The following is a 22167-nucleotide window of genomic DNA, read 5'->3' on the forward strand; positions in this document are numbered from 1 at the left end:
GGCCCCCGGAGGCCTACTGACCACCCTTTTGCACGTATGCGCGGACGAAGTCCTCCGCGTTCTCCTCGAGCACGTCGTCGATCTCGTCGAGGATCGCGTCCACGTCCTCGCCGAGCTTCTCGCGGCGTTCCTGACCGGCACCCGCGGCGTCGTCGGCACCGTCGTCGCCGTCGCCACCGCCCTGGCGCTGCTTCTGTTCCTGGGACATCTCGGCCTCCCGCATAACTCGCCTGACAAGAACACTACCCAGCGGCACCGACAAAAATCCTGAGCCACTCGGGTAGACGATCACCCGCGAGTCAGTGCGTCCACCAGCTGCTCGGCGGTGTCAGAAGCCTCCAACAGCGCTCCGACGTGCGCTTTTGTGCCTCGGAGCGGTTCGAGCGTCGGGATTCGCACGAGCGATTCCCGACCGAGATCAAAGATCACCGAGTCCCAGGACGCGGCCGCGACCGAGGTCGGGTAGCGCTCCAGGCACCGGCCGCGGAAGTACGCACGCGTGTCCTCAGGCGGCGTGGTGATGGCCGCGCGGACCTCCTCCTCGCTGACCAGCCGCTTCATCGAGCCGCGCGCGACCAGGCGGTTGTAGAGGCCCTTGTCGAGCCGCACGTCCGAGTACTGCAGGTCGACCAGGTTCAGCCGCGCGGAGCCCCAGGCGAGGCCGTCGCGCTGCCGGTAGCCCTCGAGCAGCCGCAGCTTGGCGACCCAGTCGAGCCGGTCCGCGCACTCCGCGGGGTCGCGGGCCAGGGCGTCGAGCACCTCGCCCCAGATCCGCAGGACGTCGCGGTCGCCGACGCCCTCCTTCTCGACGAAGGCGGTCGCGCGCTCGTGGTAGGCGAACTGGACGTCGAGGCCGGTGAACTTGCGGCCGCCGGTCAGCTCGACCTTGGTCTTGAGCGTCGGGTCGTGGCTGATCTGGTGCACCGCGCGCACCGGGTCGACCAGGCGCAGGTCGTCGAACCGCTGGCCGGCCTCGATCATGTCCAGCACCAGCGACGTCGTGCCGACCTTGAGGTACGTCGAGTACTCGGCCAGGTTCGCGTCGCCGATGATGACGTGCAGGCGGCGGTACTTGTCCGCGTCCGCGTGCGGCTCGTCGCGCGTGTTGATGATGCCGCGCTTGAGCGTCGTCTCCAGGCCGACCTCGACCTCGATGTAGTCGGCGCGCTGCGAGAGCTGGTAGCCCGCCTCCTCGCCGGACGGGCCGATGCCCACGCGGCCGGAACCCGTCACGACCTGGCGCGACACGAAGAACGGCGTGAGGCCCGCGATGACGGCCGTGAACGGCGTCGACCGCTGCATCAGGTAGTTCTCGTGCGTGCCGTACGACGCGCCCTTGCCGTCGACGTTGTTCTTGTACAGCTGCAGGCGGGGCTGGCCGGGCACGGTGGCGGCCTTCAGCGCGGCCTCCTCCATCACCCGCTCTCCCGCCTTGTCCCAGATCACCGCGTCACGCGCGTTGGTGACCTCGGGAGCCGAGTACTCGGGGTGCGCGTGGTCGACGTAGAGCCGCGCGCCGTTGGTGAGGATGACGTTCGCCGCGCCCAGGTCCTCGACGTCGGAGTCGGCGGGGTGACCACCGGGCGAGCCCAGGTCGAACCCGCGCGCGTCGCGCAGCGGCGACTCCACCTCGTAGTCCCACCGGGCACGCCTGGCGCGCGGTATGTCCGCCGCCGCCGCGTACGCGAGCACCACCTGTGTCGAAGTGAGCACCGGGTTCGCGGTCGCGTCGCCCGGCACCGCGATGCCGTACTCGACCTCGGTTCCCATGATCCGCCGCATACGCAACACCCTACGACGTAGGCCCGACATTGTGGTGAGGGCGGCTCGAACGTCGCACGTCCGAGCCGCCGTCTCCGCGGGGGCGCCGTCAAGCTCCGCTCACCCCGCTCACCCGGAGGCGAGCCCTGCTGCCGGGCGAATCCTCGACGCGCCGCGAGAAGGCCCGAACGCGGCGACCACGGCGAGCACCACGACCGCCAGCGCACCGATGACCAGCGGCAACACCACCGTCGCCCCCGGCAGCGAGAGGTCCAGGCCGGTCGCCAGGATCGCGATTTCCGCGTAACCGAACCCGAGCACGCCGCCACCGATCACGCCCACGAGGGCCAACATGACCGCTTCAGCGATGACTCCGCCCTGCAGTCCGCCGCGAGTGACGCCCAAGGCGCGCCTGAGTGCGAGCTCCTTGCGGCGTTCCTGGACCGAGATCGTCAGGGCGGTGCCGATGCCGGTCACGGCGACCGCGACGGACAGCCCGAGCAGCACCATCATCAGCACCGTGCCGAGGTGCATGTACCGGTCCGCGTTCGCCCGCTCGTCCGCGTCCGTCCGCACGATCACGGTCGGGTTGCCGGGCAGCGCGGCCTGCAGGCCCGCCCGGAACTTCGCGGGGTCGACACCGGGCTTCAAAGCGACCAGCACCTTCTCGGCCGCTCCCGTGGTCAGGCCGCCGAGGATCGGCGTGTAACCGGTGAGCGTGCCGGGCACCGTGCCCACGACCTCGTACTGCTTCCCGTCGTTCTCGACGAACGACCGGTCCGACCAGTGCTCCGGCAAGACCGCGGTCCCGGCGACGAGCCGCTCGGCACCGGCGACGTTCTGCGCCTTCATCCACGCCTTGAACTCGTCCGGGTCCACACCCGCCCCGTTCTCGGCCTTGTGCAGCACCACGCTCGCCGCCACGCCGTCCTGCGCGGGAATCACCGGCAGCGGGCGCTCCCCCGCGTCCACGACGGTCGCGTCCGGGCGTTCCTCGTTGGCGAACGTGTAGGTCATCTCCTGCGCACTGCCCAGCACGACCAGGAAGAACGTCACCATCGAGCTGGCCAGCAGCAACGGCAGCGCCACCGACGCCGACCGCTGCGGCATCCTGCGCACCTCCGCGCCGGCGAGCTTCCAGTGCGTGCCGCCGATCTTGCCGAACAGCCGGGCGATGAACGGCACCGTGACCGGGCCGAGGATCCAGAACAGTCCGGTCACCGCGGCGATCGCGGAGAACGTGACCGCGAGCGGAGCACCCGCGGTGCCCTTGGCCGCGATGGCCAGCAGGGCCAGCATCGCCGCGCCACCGGTGAACAGCAGGCCGAACACCAGCCGCAGCCGGCGGACCGAGCGGGGCGGCACCTCGTTCTCCGCGTCACGCAGAGCAGCCAACGGCGACACGCGCGCAGCGTTGATCGCGGGCCGTACAGCCGCCATCACGCTCAACAGCGCGGCAACAACAACTCCGAGGACGACGTACCCGAGCGACGGCAACAGCTCCGGGCTCAGCTGCACCGCGCCGAACAGCGCGGAGATGCCCGTGACGTCGAACGTCCTGGCCAGCACCCACGCCATCGGCCCGCCGAGCAGCGCACCGCCGACACCGGCCAGCGCACCCGTCACGAACGCCTCGAACAGGCTCCTGCGCACCAACGGCCCGCGCTGGGCACCGATGCACCGCAGCAGCGCCGTCTGCCGCTGACGTTGCGCGTAGACGGCGCGGAACGTGGCAGCGGCGACGAACACCGCCGTCGCCAGCGCCAGCACGCTGAACGGCAGCAGGATGAACTTGAGGTCGTCACCGACCTTGTCCGCGTCCGGCGCCGGGTCCCACACGACGTACGAAGCGCCCGCCGCGCTCGCCACGACGTCGCGAGGGCCGCCGATCACCCACACCGCCAGGGTGTCCGGCCGCGGGTCGAGCTTGCGGGCGAGGTCCGGACCGGCGACCAGGATCGGCCGCGAGTCCATCCCGCCCTTCTTCATGACACCGCTGACAGCGACCTCGAACGGCTTGCCGTCCGCGGAGGCGAGTTTGATCCTGTCGCCCGGCTTGAGGCCGCGTTCGTAGGCGGTGATCTTGTCGACGGCGACCTCGTTGTCGGCGGCGGGTGCCTTGCCCTCGGCCAGCGGCCAGCGCACCAGATCCGGTTGCTGGACCTCCACCTCGGCCCGGTGCTCCCCCGCACGGCCGTTGGCGTCCAGCAGGTCCGCGTGCGCCTGCTGCACCGGCACCGCCCTGCCGACCGCCGACAGCCTGGCCAGCAACGCGTCGTCGAGCTTCGGGCGGTTCGCCTCCACGGCGTTCTCGTCGTAGGGCTGCCGTTTGACGTCCACCACGTGGCCCACTGTGGACGGTGTGAGCGGTGCGCCCTCGTCGACCGACCTGGTGAGCGCGTCGCTCAGCACCAGAGCGGCCAGCAGGCAGGCCACACCGACCACGAGCGCGACGCCCGGCAGCAGCGCGCGGCCCGGCCGGGCGCGGAACTCGGCGACGCCGAGCCGCAGGGAAGTGGACACGAATCCTCCTCGGTGACGTCTGACCGTCACGAAGGTAGGAAGGAAGGCGATCAGCGGGCGTCGGACTGCGGTAGCAAGCTCGCGTACGACCACAGGAGGACACGGGGATGATCAACCTCTACGACGAGAACGCGAACGTGATCGGAGAGGTGACCCGCGAACGCATGCGCGCCGAGAACCTCTGGCACGGCTGCGTCCTCACCCTGGTGCACTCGACCGACGGCGAACGGATCTACGCCCACCGCCGCACCGACACCAAGGACATCTTCCCCGGCCTGTACGACTACACGGCCGGTGGTGTGATCGACGCGGGTGAGACGCCCGACGTCGCGGCTCAGCGCGAACTGAAGGAGGAGCTCGGAGTCGAGGCGCCCCTGACGTTCCTCTTCCAGACCACGTACGTCGACGAGCAGACCCGCTACCACGCGTGGGTTTACGAGACGCACAGCGACGGGCCGTTCACGCACCAGCCCGAGGAGGTCGCCTGGGGCGGGTGGATGGGCCTGGACGAGCTGCGCGGCAAGATCGACGACCCCGGCTGGCCGCTCGTCCCCGACGGCCGCGCGATCGGCCGCGAGTGGTTGCGCCGCACCGGTTCCCGCTAGAGCCACCCGCGTTCGTCGGCGACCCGCAGGGCCTCCATCCGGTTGCGGGTGCCGGTCTTCGTGGTGGCACCGGAGAGGTAGTTCCGCACGGTGCCCTCGGCGAGGTACAGCCGGGCGGCGATCTCGGCCACGGTCGCGCTGGAGCGGGCCGCGATGAGCACGTCGCGTTCGCGGGCGGTCAACGGTGACTCGCCCGCGGCGAGCGTGGCCGCGGCGAGCACCGGGTCCACCACCCGTTCGCCTGCCGCCACCCGACGGACGGCGTCCGCGAGCACCTCTGCGGGAGCGTCCTTCACGACGAACCCGACGGCGCCCGCCTCCATCGCCCGGCGCAGGTACCCGGTGCGGCCGAAGGTGGTCAGGATGACCACGCGGCAACCGGGCACCTGCGCGGTGAGCACGGCGGCGGCCGCGAGCCCGTCCAGTCCCGGCATGTCGATGTCGAGCAGCGCCACGTCCGGCTGGTGTTCCAGCGCCGCGGCCGTGACCTCGTCGCCGCGGCCGACCGACGCGACGACCTCGAAGTCCGGTTCGAGGTCGAGCAGGACGCCGAGCGCTTGGCGGATCAGCTCCTGGTCGTCGGCGAGCAGCAGCCTGATCGTCACACCGCCACCCGCAGAGACCAGCCGCGAGGGTGTGCCGGACCGGCGGTCAGCACACCACCGGCCGTGGTCACCCTGGTCCGCAGACCGTCCAAACCGGACCCGGCACCGGCAGTGCCGCCCAGGCCGTCGTCGCGCACCTCCACCGAGGACGCGGTCAGCTCGACCGTGCACCGCCCGGCCCGCGCGTGCCGCACCACGTTCGTCACCCCTTCCCTGACGACCCAGCCGAACAGTTCCCGGCGCTCCGGCGGCACCGCGTCGCAGGCGGTGGGCAGGTCGGCCGCGATCCCGGCCGCCCGCAGCAGTTCCCGGCTCCTGGCGAGCTCACCGGCGAGCGTGACGTGCTGGTACCCGGACACCGCTGCCCGCACGTCGGCCAGCGCCTGACGGGCCAGCTGCTCCACCGACTCCATCTCGGCGCGCGCCTGCGGTGGTTCGAGCCTTCTGGCCAGAGCGCTCTTCACGGTGATCGCGGTGAGCGAGTGGCCGAGCAGGTCGTGCAGATCGCGGGCGATCCGGTTGCGTTCGGCCTCCGACGCGAGCCTCGCGACCTCGGCCTGGGCCTCCCGCAGCTGCTGGTTCGCCGTGGCGGTGCGACCGAAGGCGTGGACCAGCAACGCGGTGAACACCACGGCCACCGCGAAGTACCAGCTCGCCTCGGTGTCCCACCCAACCACTCGCGGCACGACCACGCACGCGGCAGCGCCCACAACCACAAGAGCCACCGCCGCACGGGTGCCGAGACGCGCAGTCGCCGACGGCACGACCATCGCGAGGAGGATCAGCACCATCTCGTGGGCCAGCGGCGCGAGCAGCACCGCCAGCACCGTCATCGCCGCCACCAGCCACCAGTGCAGCCGCCACGCCGACCGGATCGAGGCGATCACGACGCCGAGGTAGCAGGCGGAGACGGCCACCAGCAGCAGGTAGCCGACGATCAGGCCGGTGCCGTGCGCGTGCTGGTTGACGCCGGCGGCCGCCAGGAACGGGTAGCAGAGCATGCCCAGCGAGAGCAGCAACCGGCGCCTGTCGTCCACGTCAATGACCTTACGTTGTCGACACACGAGCGCTTTTCTCGTGTGTCGACAACGTAAGAATCGCTTCTAGGAGTGTCACGAGGTCGCGAAGGTGGCGCGCACGCTGCGGGCGAACGTCAGCAGCACGACGATGATCAGCAACGCGCCGCACACCCCGTTCGCGATCTTGAACCAGACCGGGAACGAGCCCGGAATGGACTCGATCACGACGATCGCCACCACCTGAGCCGTCGCGATGATCCGCACCCTGCGGTAGTTGCCGCGCGAGCCGTTGGCCATGGACACCCCGAGCGCGAACGTGACCAGCGACGCCACCGCGAGGATCGAGCCGCGGATCCACACCGCGTCCGTGACGACGTCGGGGTCGCCGCTGAACACCACGATCGCGAGCAACGTCAGCACGGCCACGGCCGCGTAACCGCCGAGCAGCTTCTTGGCGATGTCCAGCTTCTCCCGGGCATCGGGATCGGTTTGCTTCGTCATGCCGACAATGCTGGTCGTGCGGAGTTTCCGCTGGTAGCGATGATCCGCACGTCCTCGCCGTGACATCTGTCAGAAACCGGACACCTAGGTCCAGCTGAGCCCGGCGCGCGTCTTCCAGTACTGCTCGGCGGGTTCGGCCAGGTCCGGCAGGTCCACGCCGACCCGCAGCGCGTCCACATTGGACCGCAGCTGCTCCGGGCTCGCTGCACCCGACAGCACGACGTCCACCCACGGCTGCCGCGCGATCGCCGCCAGCGCCACCGCGTCCGGGCCGACGCCCAGCGCTTCCGCCTGCGCCGCAACCGCTTGCGGCGGGTCGACGACGAGCCTGCCGTTCGCCACACCCTCCTTGACGATCACGCGCAACCCGGCGTCGTGCGCCTCCCGCAGCGCCTCTCCCGCCGAGGTCTCCAGCAGGTTCCAGGTGGACTGGACGGACGAGAAGATGCCGAGTTCGAGCGCCTTGCGGATCGCGTCGGCCTGCCGCGGTCCGGACGTGGAGAAGCCCAGCGGCACGCCGATCTCGACCATCGCGTCCTGCAACGCGCGATCTGAGAACAACGGGCTGTCGGCCGTCAGCGAGTGCACCTGGTAGAGGTCGATGCGCGGCAGCAGTGCGCGGGTTTCCTGCCACTGCTGGGTGAAGCGGGCCAGGGAGTGCTCCTTGACCTCGTGCACCTCGGCGTCGGGCCGCCAGTTCGCGGTGTAGGCGTAGCCCCACTTGCTGGAGACCGTCACGTCGTCGTGGCCGGGCAGCCACGACGACAGGAACTCCTCCGACAGCCCGTACGAGCGGGCGGCGTCGACCCAGCGAATGCCCAGTTCATAAGCCGTGTCGAGAACACGGTGGCATTGCGCGCGCATCGACTCGACGTCACGCACGGCAGGAAGCGCGTCTTCGCGACCGAGGTTGATGTAGGCGGGACGACCGAGCGACGCCAGTCCGAGCGCGAGTTGAGCCATGGTGCAACGGTAAACGGCGGCCCCGGAGGACCGCCGTTCACGTGACCCGCCGGGGTCGGCCTAACGGTTGGCCCTGATGTGGTTGCGCACCCACTTGCCGGCTTCCTTCAGCCGGCTCTCACCGGTGAAGCTGCTGCCGGAGCAGGTGCCTTCCTTGAACACCGCGCCCGAGCGCTCGTCGTCGGAGAAGTTCCAGTTCGTCCACGAGATCTTCGCGGAGTTCATGAACGTGATGAACTTGTTCGCCATGGTGAAGTCGTTGGGACCGTCACCGGAGGCCTCCTGCGAACCGAACTCGGTGACGAACACCGGCACCTGGCTCGAGACCGTCTTCAGGGCGTTGAGGTAGCTGTCCCTGTGGTCCTTGGCGTAGAAGTGGAACGTGTACATCAGGTTCGAGGCGTTGACCTTGTTGCGGCTCACCTCGTTGATGTCCTTGCCGTCGGACAGGCCGAACGTCGACCAGCCGTGCGTGCCCACGAGCACCAGGCTGTCCGGGTCCTCGGCGCGGATCGTCGGGATGACGGCCTCCGCGTAGGACTTGACCTTCGACCACGACACGCCGTTCGGCTCGTTGGCGATGTCGTAGATGATGTTGGTCTTGTCCTTGTGCCGCTGCGCGATCTCCTTGAAGAACGTCTTGGCGCGCGAGGTGTTGTGGTTCGGGTCGCCCGGCGAGAGCTGGTGCCAGTCCACCAGCGCGTACAGGCCGCGCTTGGTGGCCTCCTCGATGTAGCCGTGCACCATGTCGGTGAACTTCCGGGGGTTCGACTCGTAGCCGCCCTCCTGGATGTACATCGAGATGCGCAGGACGTCGGCCTTCCAGTCGTTCGCGAGCGCGTCCAGGGACGCCGTCTTCACGCACTGGGAGTACCACTGGATGCCGTGGGTGCTCATGCCCCGCAACTGGACCTGCTGGCCCGCCTGGTTGCACAGCTTCACACCGCAGACCTTCAGCTGGCCGTTGACCGCCGCGGGCGAACCCGGTGGCAGAGCGGCAGCGGAGACGTCACCCGCGGCGGCGGCGGAACTTCCCGCCACGACACCGGTCAACGGGAGCACGACCGCCGCGGCGAGCGCCACCACAGACTTCTGCCAAGCCATTCAGCGCCTCCTCTCGGACTGCTGGCGGCGGATTAGTTAGGTAACTTTCCTTACCGTTAAAGGTATAGACGACCTTAGGGCTGCCCCAAGAGCGAGTCAAGCGTCTCGTCGCAGAAGAGTCACCGTTCCGGCACCCAGTGTCACCACTACGTAAATGAACAAACAGGCGACGGCGGCGAGCGGGCCCAGCGGCGGATCGTTGACGACCCCGGCCACCTCCCACACGAGGTACGGCACCATCACTCCTGATGCGTCCATGTTCCACGGGGAGGGCAGCATCGGTGTGACGGCCGGCAGACCCCACAGCAGGACGCCCACCACCACGATCGTCACCGCCGTCGACCGCAGCGCCAGGCCGAGCCCGAGGCCGGTCAGGCCCGTCACCAGGATCGACAGCACCGCCGCGCCCGCCCACGGCAGCACGTCGCCCAGGCTGTCCCACGGCGCGACCGGGGGCGGCCGGTCCCCCATGATCAGCCAGCTCGTGCCGATGCTGAGGGTCAGCGCGACGGCCCCGATCACCACAGCCGTGGTGGCGACGAGCGCGCTTTTGGCCGCCAGCAAGCGTTTCCGGTCCGGCACGGCGGTCAGCGCGCCCAGCCGCGGGTCGGACGTCGCCACCAGGGCACCGAGCGCCGCCACGCAGAACTGGACGACCGGCGTGATCACCACGCTCGCGTCGGCGGACCCGAACTTCATCTGCTCGGCCGCGGACGACGTGTCGTAGTCCCGCACCATCAGCCACGAGATGGTCGCGCCGAACGCGATCATCACGCCGATGGCGGCGATCAGGCCGTAGGGCGCCCGGACCGTCCGGAGTTTCAGCCACTCTGCGGCGAGTGCGTTCTTCACAGACCCCTCCCCGAGGTCAGTTCGAGGTAGGCGTCCTCGAGGGAACCGTTCTGCGTCAACGCCTCCATCGGCGTCTCCTTGACCAGCTGTCCTCTTGCGACGATCACGACGTGGTCGGCGGTCAGCGCCATCTCGCTCATCAGGTGGCTGGAGACGAAGACCGTGCGGCCCTCCTTCGCGAGGCCGCGCATGAGGTCGCGGATCCAGCGGACGCCTTCGGGGTCGAGGCCGTTGACCGGTTCGTCGAACATCAGGACCTCCGGGTCGCCCAGCAGCGCCGCCGCGACGCCCAGCCGTTGCTTCATGCCCAGTGACAGCGCCTTGATCCGCTTGTGCCGCACGCCTCCCAGACCGACCTGCTCCAGCAGCTCGGTGGCGCGTTTCCGGTCGATCCCGTTGCTGGCGGCGATCCAGCGCAGGTGGTCGAGCGCCCTGCGCCCGTGGTGCACGGCGGCCGGGTCGAGCAGCGAGCCGACGTGCCGCAGCGGGTGGTCCAGGTCCTGGTAGCGCTTGCCGTTCACGAGCGCCTCGCCGCCCGTCGGCCGGTCCAGCCCGAGAACCATGCGCATGGTCGTGGACTTGCCGGCGCCGTTCGGGCCGAGGAAGCCCGTGACCAGTCCTGGTTGGACGGTGAACGACAGGCCGTCGACCGCCGTCGTGTCCCCGTATCTCTTCGTCAGGTTCCGCACCTCGATCATGCGGAAGAGGGTCGGCCTTCGAGGCCTTCTGACGGATCGGCCCGCAGGCCGAGGTCGTGAATCGGACCGTGGTCCGAGGCGTCCGGGCCTCTCGGCTCGCTACCGTCGACCGCGTGATCGCGAAACTGCACCTCTACCTGGTCGACGTGGCGGCCGCGCTGGTGATCTGGATCCTCGTCGCCTACGCGATGCTCGAGCCCCACCAGCCCCCGTCGCCCTGGGTCGCGGTGCCGTTGGCCGCACTGGTCGCGGTCCCCGTCGCCGTCCGCCGGTTGTGGCCGGAGATCGCGCTGGGCGTGACCACGGCCGCGATGGTGGTGGCGGTGATCAGCCGGGTGCTTCCCGTGCACGCGCTCGGCGCCACGGTGGCCGCGGTCTGCTTCGTGCTCTACACGGTGGCAGTCGAACGCGACCGCACGTGGTCGCTGGCGGCGCTCGTGGTCGCCGTCATCGCGACCACGGGGATCTCCGGTGGCGAGCCCGAGAGCTTGCTGGTCGCCTTCGCCGCGCTGGGTTCGGTGTGGGCCATCGGGTACACGACCAGGCTGCGGCGGTCGTTCCTGGAGCGCGAGACGACCCAGCGGGCCGAGCAGGCGCTGGCCGACGAACGCCTCCGCATCGCCCGCGAACTGCACGACGTGGTGGCGCACAACCTGTCCCTGATCGCGGTGCAGGCCGCCAACGCCGCACACGTGCGCTCACCCGCGCACGCCTACGAAGCCCTGACGGTGATCTCCGAGACGAGCCGCGCCGCGTTGACGGAGATGCGCAGCCTCCTCGGCGTCCTGCGCTCCGACGCCGACCTCGCCCCCTCCCCCGGCCTGGACGGCCTCGCCGAACTGGCCGACCGCGCGTCACTCGCGGGCGTGCGCGTCTCGTTGGAAGTGCGGGGCGACTCCGCTGTGCCGGAGGGGATCGGCCTGTCGGTGTACCGGATCGTGCAGGAGGCTCTGACCAACGTCGTGAAGCACGCCGCGCCCGCGTCGTGCACGGTGGTGGTGGACGTGACGCCGTCGTCGGTGCGGGTCGAGGTGACCGACGACGGACCTGGGGTGAAGGAGCTGGGAGTGGGACACGGCCTGATCGGCATGCGCGAACGCGTGGCGGTTTACGGCGGCACGTTCAGCGCGGGCCCTGGTGAGACCGGCGGTTTCCGGGTCGTCGCGGAGCTGCCGCACCGATGACGAGCGTGCTGATCGTCGACGACCAGGCGTTGCTGCGCGCGAGCTTCCGCCTGCTGGTCGACAGCGAACCGGACCTGACCGTGGTGGGCGAGGCGGGCACGGGCTCGGAAGCCGTGTCGCTCGCTTCTTCTTTGGCACCGGACGTCGTGCTGATGGACATCCGCATGCCGGAGATGGACGGCATCGAGGCCACCCGTCTCATGAACGGCCCTCGCGTGCTGGTGCTGACGACGTTCAACCTGGACGAGTACGTGTTCGGTGCGTTGAGGGCAGGCGCCTCGGGCTTCCTGCTCAAGGACACGCCCCCTGGCGAGCTGCTGGCGGCGATCAGGGTGGTGGCGTCCGGCGAGTCGTTGCTGTCGCCGCCGGTGACGCGCCGGCTGATCTCCGAGTTCGTCCGGCAGCCCGCGTCGATGGTGGTGTCGGGGCTGGAACGGCTGACGGAGCGGGAGAAGGAGGTCCTGCTGCTGGTCGCTCGGGGGCTGTCCAACTCGGAGATCATGGCGGAGCTGCACGTCAGCACCGGGACGGTGAAGACGCACATCGGGAACCTGCTGTCCAAACTGCACGCACGCGACCGTGCACAGCTGGTTATTGCGGCCTACGAGTCGGGCCTGGTCGGTTAGCCTGCCCCGGTGTTCTCTGGGGATGTCACCGCCGTGCGCGAGGCCGTCGCCGCCGCGCAGTCCGGTTTGGTCGATCGTGAGCTGATCGCCGAGGTCGTGGTGCTGTGCGCCGTCGCGGGCGAGCACGCTCTCGTCGTCGGCCCGCCGGGCACGGCCAAGTCGGCGGCGGTGCGGACGATCGCGCGGCAGCTGGGCGGCACGTACTTCGAGTACGTGCTGGGGCGCTTCACCGAGCCCAACGAGATCTTCGGGCCGGTGGACCTGCGCAGGCTCGCCGACGGAGTGGTCGAGATCGAGACCGCCGGCATGCTGCCCGAGGCGGAGATCGCGTTCCTCGACGAGGTGTTCCTGGGGTCCACGGCCATCCTCAACACGTTGCTGGGCCTGTTGAACGAGCGGGTGTTCCGGCGCGGCGCCACGCGGCTGGAGAGCCCGCTGCGGGTGTGCGTGGGCGCCACGAACACCCTGCCGGACGACCCGGTGCTGGCGGCGTTCGCGGACCGGTTCCTGGTGCGGCTGTTCATCGACCCGGTGGCGGACGCGCTGCTCGAGGAACTGCTGGAGACGGCGTGGGCGCCCGTGCAGAGCCCCGCGGCACACGTGCTGCCGTCCGTCGACCGGCTGGCCGAGCAGGCACGCGCGGTGGACCTGCGACCGGTGGTGCAGGCGGCCGCCACGGCGGTGCGCAGGCTGCGGCACGCCGGTGTGGTGCTGAGCGACCGGCGGGTGGTGCGGGCGCAGCGGCTGGTCGCGGCGGCGGCCGTGCTGGACGGCCGGACCGAGGCGTCGGCGGAGGACCTGTGGGTGCTGCCGCTCATCGCGCCCAGCAGGGAGGCGCAGGCTCTGGCGAGGGACGTCCTCGGTGACCTGATCGACCGGGCGCGCAACGCGAGCCTGGTGCACGCGGCGGAGGAGTTCTCCCGCGGGCCGCAGGCGCGGGCGGAACGGCTGGCGCTCACCGCGGAGAAGGTGCTCGGCGGTGAGCTGGACCGGCTGCGCGTGGAGGCGACGCTGCGGGAGATCGACGCCGGTTTCGCGGCGGACGACCTGCCCGCGGTGCTGCGCGACGCCCGCACGCGTCTCATCACCGCGCTCCAGCCGTGAGACCGCTGACCTGGGCGCGCCGCGAGCCGCCGCTGGAAGCCGCTGCCGTGGCGGGCGGTGCCACATTGCGTGCCGCGACGGTGCGACGGCTGCGGGCCGGTGCCCGGCTGCGGGTGGCGTTCGGTCCTGAGTGGACGCTCGTGGTCGGTGACGACCTGCCGTGGGCCGACGGCGTCACCTACCTCGGGTGGGACGACGGACTACTGGTGCCGACGACCCTCGCGCCGTCGACACCGCCGGGGCTCTTGCGGCACTCGCTGCCGGACGACGCGCTCGTGGTGCTGCCGGGTGCGGTGCTGACGGGCCCCGCTCCGAGGCGCACGGCGAACCCGGAGCTGCTCGCATGACACTGCCGGACGCACTCCGCCCCTGGGCCACCACGCTGTCCACGATGGACCTCGACCTCGCCACCGCGCTGGGCCCGCTGCTCAGGGACCTGGACGAGTTCATCGACGCGGCGACCACGACGCACCCGCACCGCGGCGAGCCCGACGGGTTCGGCGGCATCGGGCTGAAGGGCGAACCGGAACGCATTCTGGTCTCCGAGTGGGCGCTGGCCCGGCACTTCCCGCACGAGTTCCTCCGCAAGGCCGCCACCGGTGAGCTCCTCCACACCACCCCGGAGTTCGTCGAACCGCACCGGAGAGGTCAGGCGGCGGTCCTCGTCGACGCGGGCCCCGACCAGCTGGGCGCCGCGCGGCTGGTGCAGCTCGCGGCGCTGATCGTGCTGCAGCGCAGGGAACCCGGCCTGCTGCTCGGCGTTCTCGGCGATCGGCCGGGCACGTGGCATCCCGCCGGCATCACGGGGCTCCTCGAGGCCCGCCGCACCACGCGGCCCGACCAGAGCGACGTCACGAAGTGGGCGGACACCGTCGACGACCTGTGGCTGCTGAGCAGTCCGCGGCTGACCGCCCGGCGCTGCCTCACCACCACCGAGTCGGCGTGGGACGAACGGGGTGCCACCGCCGTGCGCGTCGAGCTCAACGGACTCTCCACCGAGCTGACGTTGCCCGGCAGGCGGCACGGCGTCAGGTTGTTGCGCGGCAACCTGCGCACGCCCCCGGAGGAGGAGAAGCGCGCGGGCGTGCTGCGGTTCCCGTCGTTCCCCGGCGCCGAGAAGGTGTTGCTGGCGCGCGGCAGCACCGATCGCGACCTGGTGACGTTGCAGGTCCTCAGCGGCATCCAGCGCCACCACCGGCTGCCGGGACGAGTGCTCGCGGCCGCCCAGGTGCACAACCGGCTCGTCACCCTCGTCGAGCGGGACGGTGTCGTCCGTGCGCACGTCATCGGCAACCAGCTCAAGCGGTTCTACCGGCTGGCGGTGACCGCGGAGGAGCTCGGCATCGACCCCGAGCAGGTCGCGGCCACCGGACTCGCGCCGCTGCACGTGTCCGGCAACACGATGTTGTGCCGGTGGAACGACAACTGGTGGGTCCTCCAGGCAGGTGAGCCGCCCCGCGTCAGCGAGTTCGCGGTCGTCGCGCCCGGCAACCACCACACGGACGAGCCCCGCACGTCGCGAACGCCCGTGCTGCTCGGTCCTCCTCCGTTGCGGGCCACGTCGCACGACGGAACCCGATGGCGGTTCGAGCGTCCGCCGGACATCCTGCTCCCGGACGGAGCCAGGCCGCTCGGCCTGCACCTGTTCGAGGACAACAGGCCCGGGATCGTCTTCCAGGAAGGCCTGATCGTGCGCGTGCAGACCGCCGCCCGCACCCGCACGCTCACCGCCTGGTCCGGCGCGCCCGCCGTGGTGCACCCGATGCAGCCGTGGGTCGCCGTGCCGCGTGACGACGGCCGCGTCGAGGTGGGTCACCTCGTCACCGGGAAACGGATCGCGACGATGCGAGGTGACGCGTGACCACGTTCCGCGGCACCGTCACCGCCAGGGCGTTCGTCATCGACGTCGGCGTGATCGGCGAGCAGGAGGCCCGCACGCGGGTGCTCGACCTGTGGCAGCCGGGCGCACGCATCCACGCGCTGCCAACGGGTTCGTGGCTGGTCGTGCTCGCCGAGCCGGTGGAGGTCCGCGCCGAACGAGCACCCGGCCTGCCGCTCACCGAGGTGCCGGAAGGCCTGGAGCCACTCGACTGTGCACTGTGGACGGACACGAGCGGCCTCACCCGGCACGAGCTCACCCCCGCGGATCTCGCCCCGGCGCCGGAACCCGTCGAGTCAGCCGTCCCCGAGAGACCTCAGCTGCGGGTCCGCGGCGGCATCGGCACGCCGTCCAAGCACGCCGAGAAACTCCTCCGGCACGATGGCGGTACACCGTTCCGCGCGCTCCTCATCGTCGTCGGCGCGCTCAGCGTTCCGGTTCTGGTGCTCGTCGCGCTCTCCGCGGGCAACATCAAGCCGATCCTGGTCATCGTGTTCATCGCGACCATCGTGGCCATGCGGACCGCGAGTGGGGGTACCGCGGGAACAGCTGACCGGGCACCGGGCCGGGAACCGGGGAACCTCTGGGTGCGGCTGGTCATGCGCACGCCGTTGCGGGCGCTCGTGCGGTCGCGGCACGACAGGTACCTGCGCCGGCTCACCGAGCAGTTCGAGCGCAAGGACTGGCACAACGCGCTGCGCGACGCCGTCGGGATCGGCGGCGACTCGAGCAGCGGCCGGCTCACCACGAAGACTCCTTCGAGGCGCACGGGCGCGGTGCGGCCCACCAACGTCCTCACCCCCGGAGCCGGACCGCTGTACGGGCCCGACGTGCACCGGCACCTCAGGGGGCTCTACGAGGCCGCCGCGCGGGACCTCGAACGGCTGGGACGCCACGACGAGGCCGCGTTCGTGCACGCGGACCTGCTCGGCGATCCCGCCGCGGCGGTCGCGATGTTCGAGCGGCTCGGCAGGTTCACCGACGCGGCCGAGCTCGCGGAAGGCCGGAACCTCGACGCGGACCTGGTCGTGCGGCTCTGGTGGCGTGCCGGGAACAGGACGCGGGCGATCGACGTGGCACGGGCGCGCGGCGCGTTCGCCACCGCCATCGCCCGCCTGTCCGCCGAGGACGGGCGAGAGCTGCGCGCGGAGTGGGTGCGCGAGCGGCAGGACGCGGGCGACCACCTGGGCGCGGTCGCGGCGGCCTGGCCCGACGAGACCACCCGCCACTTCGCGGTGCCCTGCATCCAGGCGGGCATGGCGCTCGGCGGACCGGTGAGCAGCGCCTTGTTCGCCCACCTGGCCGTCGGCTGGCCCACCCCCGCCACGCACAGCACGGCGCTCGCGTTGCTGAACAGCGACGACCCTGAGCTCGCCGCGGCCAGGAAGCACTTCGTCGACGCCTGGCTCGCTCTGAACGGCGACGACCGCGAACTCGGCAGTGCGGCCACGCGGGCGTTCGTGCGCGACGGCACGACCGTGCCACCGGCGTTGAAGAAGGCGGCCGACCCGTTGCTGGCCGCCGACCTGCCCAAGGCGCCGAAGCTCCGCCGGACCGTGCCGGACCTCGAGGTCCCGGTGCTACCGGGGCAGCTCCTGGTGCACGACGCGGTGGCGGTGCGCGGCGGTGCGGTCCTGGTGGCGCTCGGCGACCAGGGCACCCGGCTCGTCACCGGCGACGGACGCACGCGGGCGCACTGGGACGTGCCGTCGCACCAGGTCGTCATGGCCGACCACGGCGGATCAGCGCTGCTGGCCGGTGTGCGCGGCTCGGTCAGCGAGGTGCACCACGTCGACCTGGCCTCCCGCAGGGTCCGGCACTGGACCACGCTGTCGCACCGCACGTTCCTCCGGTCGTTCGACGGCGGCATCGCGGTCGTGACGGGACCGGACGGGCTGGAGTTCCTGGACGTGCGCAGGAACCCGCCGACCGTCGTGTGGCGGGAGCTCGACCGTGACGCGTCGATCCTCGGCGTCGCGCGGAACGCCCGCAGCCTCGCGGTGGTGTTCGCCGAGCCGGGCGGTCAGGTGATCGAGCGGTGGCGGTGGGACCTGCCGGATCTCACGCTGCGCCAGCGCGTGCGGGACCCGGACCTGACCCTGCCGCACCGCGGGACGCTGCTGCCGTCCGGCGAGTACTGCGCCGGTGTCGCGGACGGCGACGCCTGGTACGTGCAGCAGGACGACTGCGTGGAGATCCGCACCAAGGAACGTGTCGTGGCGCGCACGACCGCGGTGGTGGACGTGATCCGCTGGCACGCGGGGATCGTCACGCTGATCGACCACGACAACCGCGTGCTGGCCGTGGACGCGGCCACCGGCGCGCAGGTCGCGGCGTTCGCTCTCCAGGCCTGGTAGGAAACGGCGAACCGCCCCGGCCGAAGCGACCGGGGCGGTTCGGGCGAACGGTCTTACAGGTACGTGCCGGTGTTCGTGGCCGTGTCGATCGCGCGGCCCGTCTCCTGGTTCTTCCCGGTGACGAGCGTGCGGATGTAGACGATCCGCTCGCCCTTCTTGCCCGAGATGCGTGCCCAGTCGTCCGGGTTCGTCGTGTTCGGCAGGTCCTCGTTCTCGGCGAACTCGTCGACGATGGCGGCCTGCAGGTGCCGGACCGAGAGGCCGGGCTGCTTGGTGTCGAGCAGCGACTTGATCGCCGCCTTCTTGGCCCTGTCGACGATGTTCTGGATCATCGCGCCGGAGTTGAAGTCCCGGAAGTACAGGACCTCCTTGTCACCGTTGGCGTAGGTGACCTCCAGGAAGCGGTTCTCCTCGGACTCCTCGTACATGCGCTCGACGGTGTGCTGAACCATGCCCTCGATGCAGGCCTTCGGGTCTCCGCCGAACTCGGCGAGGTCGTCGGCGTGCAGCGGGAGGTTCGCCGTCAGGTACTTGTTGAAGATGTCCTTCGCGCCCTCGGCGTCCGGTCGCTCGATCTTGATCTTCACGTCGAGGCGGCCGGGGCGGAGGATCGCCGGGTCGATCATGTCCTCGCGGTTGGAGGCGCCGATGACGATGACGTTCTCCAGGCCCTCGACGCCGTCGATCTCGCTGAGGAGCTGGGGAACGATCGTCGTCTCGACGTCGGACGACACGCCGGAACCGCGGGTGCGGAAGATCGAGTCCATCTCGTCGAAGAACACGATCACCGGGGTGCCCTCTGACGCCTTCTCACGAGCCCGCTGGAAGATCAGGCGGATGTGCCGCTCGGTCTCACCGACGAACTTGTTGAGGAGCTCGGGGCCCTTGATGTTGAGGAAGTAGGACTTGGCCTGCTTGTCGGTCTCGCCGCGGATCTCCCGCACCTTCTTGGCCAGGGAGTTCGCCACCGCCTTGGCGATGAGCGTCTTGCCGCAGCCGGGAGGGCCGTAGAGCAGCACGCCCTTGGGCGGGCGCAGCTCGTACTCGCGGAACAGGTCGGCGTGCAGGAACGGCAGCTCCACGGCGTCGCGGATCTGCTCGATCTGCCGGGACAGGCCGCCGATGTCGCTGTAGTCGATGTCCGGGACCTCCTCGAGCACGAGGTCCTCGACCTCGGCCTTGGGGACCCGCTCGTAGGCGAAACCCGCCTTCGAGTCGACCAGCAGCGAGTCGCCGGGCTTGAGCGGCGAGTCGAGCAGCGGCTGGGCGAGCCAGACCACCCTCTCCTCGTCCGCGTGACCGACGACCAGCGCGCGGGCGATCTGGTCCTCTCCCTCTTCGGAGAGCACCTCCCGCAGTGCGCAGACCTCACCCGACCGCTCGAAACCGCCGGCCTCGACGACCGTCAGCGCCTCGTTGAGGCGGACCGACTGCCCGAACGACAGCTTCTCCGGCTCGACCGCGGGGGACACGGCGACCCGCATCCTCCGGCCGGACGTGAAGACGTCCACCGTCCCGTCGTCGAAACGCGCCATGAAGACGCCGTACCCGCTGGGCGGCTGCGCCAGCCGGTCGACCTCCTCACGCAGCGCGAGCAGCTGGCTTCGTGCTTCGCGGAGGGTGTCTATGAGCTTCGTGTTTCGCTCGGTCAGTTGGCTGACCCGCTCCGTCGCTTCCGCCAGCCGCTGCTCGAGCAACCGGACGTGGCGCGGGGACTCGGTCAGCTTGCGGCGCAACGACGCGATCTCGTCCTCGAGGAACCTGATCTGCGCGTTCAGCTCTGCAGAATTGTTGCCCTGGTTCAGCTCGCCACCCTCATCGGGTTGGCTGCCGGGATGACCGTGCTGCATGTCGGCACCCTCCTCCCGTGTTCGTACCGATTACGGTACCGGCGATCACCGACAAAATCGTGTACTCACAACATCATCTTCGCTCGTGTGACGCAACGGTCCGGCCTCCAACAGAGGTCAACTGCTCCATCTCGGTGTCCGGTGGAACCACCCACCCGCTACGGTGCGTCCCAGAAACCCCGGCCCGCGCATCGCTCTGCGACACGCCAGCCGACCTGCGAGAAGTCCGAGGAGAGGGTCATGGGAGCACCTGGGCGGCCGCCCGGTCCCCACGCTCCGCGACCACCCTCGGACGACCGCGAACACGCCTGGTGCGGCCCGCGGCCCGGCGACGGGCGCCAACCCGCCGTCGTCCCACCAGGTGGACGATCGGCTGCTCCGATCGGTGGTGACACACCGCAACCCACCCCGTTCGTGCCCGTCGGAGGACCCGCGCGAGCGAGGCTCCGGTGCGACCGGAGGGCGTGCGGCCAACCGGGTGGTCGTGCCGACGCGACCGGCGCACCACTCCGACAGCGCAGTGCATCGCGCTCGATTTCCGGTGGAGGTGCCGCAATCGTTATCAGACACGGCCCTGGCGCGGCCAGCCGGCAACAGCACAAGGTGTGCATAACCACTCGTGCGTGTCGATAGACCCCATTCGGCCGCGCGCCCGACCACGAAGTACCAGAATGTCCAAGCGATAGATCACCTCATCCGCATCGGGGGAGTTTCGATGACGTACCCGCCGCAGCAGCCCGGTCCCTACGGGCAGCAGCCGCAGCCCGGTGGGCCGTACGGGCAGCAGCCGCCGCAGCAGCCGGGTCACGGCCAGCAGCCGCAACCCGGTTACGGCCAGCAGCCGCCGCCGGGGTACGGCCAGCAGCCGAATCCGTACGGCCAGCCGCAGCAGGACCCGTTCGGCCAGCAGGGGCCGCAGAGCGGCGGTTTCCCGCAGCAGGGTTACGGCCAGCCCCAGCCCGGCTACGGCCAGCCCGGCCCCTACGGCCAGCAGCCCGGCTACGGCGGGTTCGGCGGTCCCCCGCCTCCCAAGAAGAGCAACACCGGCCTGATCATCGGTGTCGTCATCGGCGTGCTGGTGCTCGTCGGCGGTGGCATCACGGCGGCTGTCATCTACTCCGGCAACAGCTCCAGCAGCAACTCGTCGTCGTCCAACTCGGGCAACGGCTCGGACTCGGGCAACAGCGGCGGCGGTGACGACGCGGCCGAGGTCAAGAAGGTCGCCGAGGAGTACTACGCGGCCGGCACCTCCGGCAACACCAGCAAGGCCAAGTCGATGGCCTGCAAGGAGGTCGTCGACGAGGCCGAGCAGGCCGAGAAGAAGCTCGACAGCCTCACGCCGGAGCAGCGCAAGCAGGCCGAGGAACTGGCGAAGACGCTGAAGACCAGCGTGAAGGTCAACGACGTGGCCGTCAGCGGCAACGAGGCGACGGTCAAGATCAACCTCTCCATGAGCATCGGTGGCAAGAACTCGACCGTCGACACCGACGTGAAGTTCAAGAAGATCTCGGGCACCTGGAAGTTCTGCACGCTGCAGAAGGACATCAAGATCCCGACGAAGTAGCCGGTGACGCGGCGAGGGGCCCTGCCGAATCGGTGGAACCCCTTTGTGAACTAATGGCACGTCGAGCCAGAAGATCTGCATCGGGGGAATTCGATGACCTACCCGCCTCAGCAGCCCGGGCAGCAGCCCGGTTACGGCCAGCAGCCGCCGCCGGGGTACGGACAGCAACCGGGCTACGGACAGCCGCCGGGACAGCCGGGGTACGGACAGCAGCCGGGTCCGTACGGCCAGCCGCAGCAGGACCCGTTCGGCCAGCAGGGACCCCAGAGCGGCGGGTTCCCTCCGCAGGGACCGCAGAGCGGCGGTTTCCCGCAGCAGGGTTACGGCCAGCCCCAGCCCGGCTACGGCCAGCCCGGTCCCTACGGCCAGCAGCCCGGCTACGGCGGGTTCGGCGGTCCCCCGCCGAAGAAGAGCAAGACCGGTCTGATCATCGGTGTCGTCATCGGCGTGCTGGTGCTCGTCGGCGGTGGCATCACGGCCGCCGTCCTGCTCACCGGCAACAGCTCCAAGAGCAACGACTCGGCGTCGACGAACACGAACTCCCAGCCGACGAACGGCAGCACGAAGCCGACCACACCGTCGTCGAAGAGCTCGTCGAGCGGCGGCGACTCGGACGCGAAGGAAGTCGCCGAGAAGTTCACCGAGATCGTCCTGAAGGGCGTTCGGGCGGGCAAAACCGACCCGAACGACGTCAAGTCCCTCGTGTGCTCGGCGGAGTTCCCCAAGCTGAAGAACCAGTCCGGTCAGGCCCAGCCGACCGCGGCGGCCACCGTGGCGGACGTCAAGACCTCGGGCAGCAGCGGCACGTTCACGCAGAAGCTCACCGGGCTCGTCGATCCGTCCAAGCCGGGTCAGACCACCTCGGGCAGCATCATCTACAAGCTGTCCAAGGAAGGTGGCGACTGGAAGGTCTGCGGCATCGACAAGATCGAGTCCAACTGACCCCATGACGCGAAAGCGGGAGCCTCACGT

General features: G+C 70.3%; 20 protein-coding genes. 9 read left to right on the forward strand and 11 right to left on the reverse strand.

Features of this window, described 5'->3' with window-relative positions:
• Nucleotides 1–13: 13 nt before the first annotated feature.
• From AOM45_RS41515 to AOM45_RS41525, 3 genes are all read right to left on the reverse strand, one after another.
• Complete coding sequence (locus tag AOM45_RS41515; RefSeq protein ID WP_030471529.1) at nucleotides 14–208, reverse strand: ubiquitin-like protein Pup; 195 nt, start codon at nucleotides 206–208, stop codon at nucleotides 14–16.
• Between the two features lie 80 nt (nucleotides 209–288).
• The gene (dop, locus tag AOM45_RS41520) at nucleotides 289–1782 is read right to left on the reverse strand and encodes a depupylase/deamidase Dop (protein ID WP_030471528.1); all 1494 of its coding nucleotides are present in this window, start codon (nucleotides 1780–1782) and stop codon (nucleotides 289–291) included.
• 108 nt (nucleotides 1783–1890) lie between these two features.
• Nucleotides 1891–4284, reverse strand: a complete 2394-nt coding sequence (locus AOM45_RS41525; protein WP_030471527.1) for an FtsX-like permease family protein — start codon at nucleotides 4282–4284, stop codon at nucleotides 1891–1893.
• A 107-nt stretch (nucleotides 4285–4391) separates the two neighbouring features.
• Here AOM45_RS41525 and AOM45_RS41530 point away from each other — a divergent pair, with 107 nt between their 5' ends.
• The gene (locus AOM45_RS41530; RefSeq protein ID WP_030471526.1) at nucleotides 4392–4889 is read left to right on the forward strand and encodes an NUDIX hydrolase; all 498 of its coding nucleotides are present in this window, start codon (nucleotides 4392–4394) and stop codon (nucleotides 4887–4889) included.
• Here AOM45_RS41530 and AOM45_RS41535 read toward each other — a convergent pair.
• The 7 genes from AOM45_RS41535 to AOM45_RS41565 form a co-directional block, all read right to left on the reverse strand.
• On the reverse strand, nucleotides 4886–5494 hold the full coding sequence (locus AOM45_RS41535; RefSeq protein WP_030471525.1) for a response regulator transcription factor: 609 nt from the start codon (nucleotides 5492–5494) through the stop codon (nucleotides 4886–4888). The genes AOM45_RS41530 and AOM45_RS41535 overlap by 4 nt on opposite strands.
• The gene (locus AOM45_RS41540; RefSeq protein ID WP_236704028.1) at nucleotides 5491–6531 is read right to left on the reverse strand and encodes a sensor histidine kinase; all 1041 of its coding nucleotides are present in this window, start codon (nucleotides 6529–6531) and stop codon (nucleotides 5491–5493) included. Before AOM45_RS41540 ends, AOM45_RS41535 begins: the two co-directional genes overlap by 4 nt.
• A 75-nt stretch (nucleotides 6532–6606) precedes the next feature.
• Nucleotides 6607–7014 (reverse strand): hypothetical protein, encoded by a 408-nt coding sequence (locus AOM45_RS41545; RefSeq protein WP_030471523.1) that lies wholly within the window; start codon nucleotides 7012–7014, stop codon nucleotides 6607–6609.
• Between the two features lie 84 nt (nucleotides 7015–7098).
• Nucleotides 7099–7977 carry an aldo/keto reductase gene (locus AOM45_RS41550; RefSeq protein ID WP_030471522.1) on the reverse strand — a complete coding sequence of 293 codons (879 nt, stop codon included), beginning with the start codon at nucleotides 7975–7977 and terminating at the stop codon, nucleotides 7099–7101.
• A 60-nt stretch (nucleotides 7978–8037) separates the two neighbouring features.
• Nucleotides 8038–9081 carry a glycoside hydrolase family 5 protein gene (locus AOM45_RS41555; protein WP_030471521.1) on the reverse strand — a complete coding sequence of 348 codons (1044 nt, stop codon included), beginning with the start codon at nucleotides 9079–9081 and terminating at the stop codon, nucleotides 8038–8040.
• 96 nt (nucleotides 9082–9177) lie between these two features.
• A complete protein-coding gene (locus AOM45_RS41560; RefSeq protein ID WP_030471520.1) occupies nucleotides 9178–9933 on the reverse strand; it encodes an ABC transporter permease in 756 nt (251 codons plus the stop codon).
• On the reverse strand, nucleotides 9930–10631 hold the full coding sequence (locus AOM45_RS41565; protein ID WP_051784357.1) for an ABC transporter ATP-binding protein: 702 nt from the start codon (nucleotides 10629–10631) through the stop codon (nucleotides 9930–9932). Before AOM45_RS41565 ends, AOM45_RS41560 begins: the two co-directional genes overlap by 4 nt.
• A gap of 113 nt (nucleotides 10632–10744) precedes the next feature.
• On the opposite strand from AOM45_RS41565, the gene AOM45_RS41570 reads away from it, so the two are divergent.
• Genes AOM45_RS41570 through AOM45_RS41595 form a run of 6 tightly spaced genes read left to right on the forward strand, consistent with a single transcriptional unit; the run spans nucleotide 10745 to nucleotide 17781 of the window.
• A complete protein-coding gene (locus AOM45_RS41570) occupies nucleotides 10745–11815 on the forward strand; it encodes a sensor histidine kinase (RefSeq protein WP_035912649.1) in 1071 nt (356 codons plus the stop codon).
• Nucleotides 11812–12441: a response regulator gene (locus AOM45_RS41575; RefSeq protein WP_030471517.1), complete on the forward strand. Its 630-nt coding sequence runs from the start codon at nucleotides 11812–11814 to the stop codon at nucleotides 12439–12441. The genes AOM45_RS41570 and AOM45_RS41575 overlap by 4 nt, the downstream gene beginning before the upstream one ends.
• 9 nt (nucleotides 12442–12450) lie before the next feature.
• Nucleotides 12451–13545, forward strand: a complete 1095-nt coding sequence (locus AOM45_RS41580; protein ID WP_030471516.1) for an AAA family ATPase — start codon at nucleotides 12451–12453, stop codon at nucleotides 13543–13545.
• On the forward strand, nucleotides 13542–13892 hold the full coding sequence (locus tag AOM45_RS41585; RefSeq protein ID WP_059362968.1) for a bpX5 domain-containing protein: 351 nt from the start codon (nucleotides 13542–13544) through the stop codon (nucleotides 13890–13892). Before AOM45_RS41580 ends, AOM45_RS41585 begins: the two co-directional genes overlap by 4 nt.
• The gene (locus tag AOM45_RS41590; RefSeq protein ID WP_030471514.1) at nucleotides 13889–15406 is read left to right on the forward strand and encodes a hypothetical protein; all 1518 of its coding nucleotides are present in this window, start codon (nucleotides 13889–13891) and stop codon (nucleotides 15404–15406) included. Before AOM45_RS41585 ends, AOM45_RS41590 begins: the two co-directional genes overlap by 4 nt.
• Nucleotides 15403–17781, forward strand: coding sequence for a bpX6 domain-containing protein (locus tag AOM45_RS41595; RefSeq protein WP_030471513.1), 2379 nt, complete (start codon nucleotides 15403–15405; stop codon nucleotides 17779–17781). Before AOM45_RS41590 ends, AOM45_RS41595 begins: the two co-directional genes overlap by 4 nt.
• A gap of 53 nt (nucleotides 17782–17834) precedes the next feature.
• Here the strand turns inward: AOM45_RS41595 and arc are convergent, their stop codons facing one another.
• A complete protein-coding gene (gene arc, locus AOM45_RS41600) occupies nucleotides 17835–19631 on the reverse strand; it encodes a proteasome ATPase (RefSeq protein ID WP_030471512.1) in 1797 nt (598 codons plus the stop codon).
• 715 nt (nucleotides 19632–20346) lie between these two features.
• Between arc and AOM45_RS41605 the strand changes: the two genes are divergently transcribed.
• The gene (locus AOM45_RS41605; RefSeq protein ID WP_051784356.1) at nucleotides 20347–21195 is read left to right on the forward strand and encodes an Rv0361 family membrane protein; all 849 of its coding nucleotides are present in this window, start codon (nucleotides 20347–20349) and stop codon (nucleotides 21193–21195) included.
• Nucleotides 21196–21288: 93 nt separating this feature from the next.
• A complete protein-coding gene (locus AOM45_RS52195; protein ID WP_051784355.1) occupies nucleotides 21289–22137 on the forward strand; it encodes a hypothetical protein in 849 nt (282 codons plus the stop codon).
• The last annotated feature ends 30 nt before the right edge of the window (nucleotides 22138–22167 follow it).

It is taken from the genome of Lentzea aerocolonigenes, from assembly GCF_000974445.1.
Taxonomy (GTDB): Bacteria; Actinomycetota; Actinomycetes; order Mycobacteriales; family Pseudonocardiaceae; genus Lentzea; species Lentzea aerocolonigenes.

Coding starts and splice junctions, on each gene's coding strand:
- AOM45_RS41515 (WP_030471529.1), bottom strand. CDS start 208: ATGTCCCAGGAACAGAAGCAGCGCCAGGGCGGTGGCGACGGCGACGAC.
- dop (WP_030471528.1), bottom strand. CDS start 1,782: ATGCGGCGGATCATGGGAACCGAGGTCGAGTACGGCATCGCGGTGCCG.
- AOM45_RS41530 (WP_030471526.1), top strand. CDS start 4,392: ATGATCAACCTCTACGACGAGAACGCGAACGTGATCGGAGAGGTGACC.
- AOM45_RS41545 (WP_030471523.1), bottom strand. CDS start 7,014: ATGACGAAGCAAACCGATCCCGATGCCCGGGAGAAGCTGGACATCGCC.
- AOM45_RS41550 (WP_030471522.1), bottom strand. CDS start 7,977: ATGGCTCAACTCGCGCTCGGACTGGCGTCGCTCGGTCGTCCCGCCTAC.
- AOM45_RS41555 (WP_030471521.1), bottom strand. CDS start 9,081: ATGGCTTGGCAGAAGTCTGTGGTGGCGCTCGCCGCGGCGGTCGTGCTC.
- AOM45_RS41565 (WP_051784357.1), bottom strand. CDS start 10,631: ATGATCGAGGTGCGGAACCTGACGAAGAGATACGGGGACACGACGGCG.
- AOM45_RS41575 (WP_030471517.1), top strand. CDS start 11,812: ATGACGAGCGTGCTGATCGTCGACGACCAGGCGTTGCTGCGCGCGAGC.
- AOM45_RS41590 (WP_030471514.1), top strand. CDS start 13,889: ATGACACTGCCGGACGCACTCCGCCCCTGGGCCACCACGCTGTCCACG.
- arc (WP_030471512.1), bottom strand. CDS start 19,631: ATGCAGCACGGTCATCCCGGCAGCCAACCCGATGAGGGTGGCGAGCTG.
- AOM45_RS41605 (WP_051784356.1), top strand. CDS start 20,347: ATGACGTACCCGCCGCAGCAGCCCGGTCCCTACGGGCAGCAGCCGCAG.
- AOM45_RS52195 (WP_051784355.1), top strand. CDS start 21,289: ATGACCTACCCGCCTCAGCAGCCCGGGCAGCAGCCCGGTTACGGCCAG.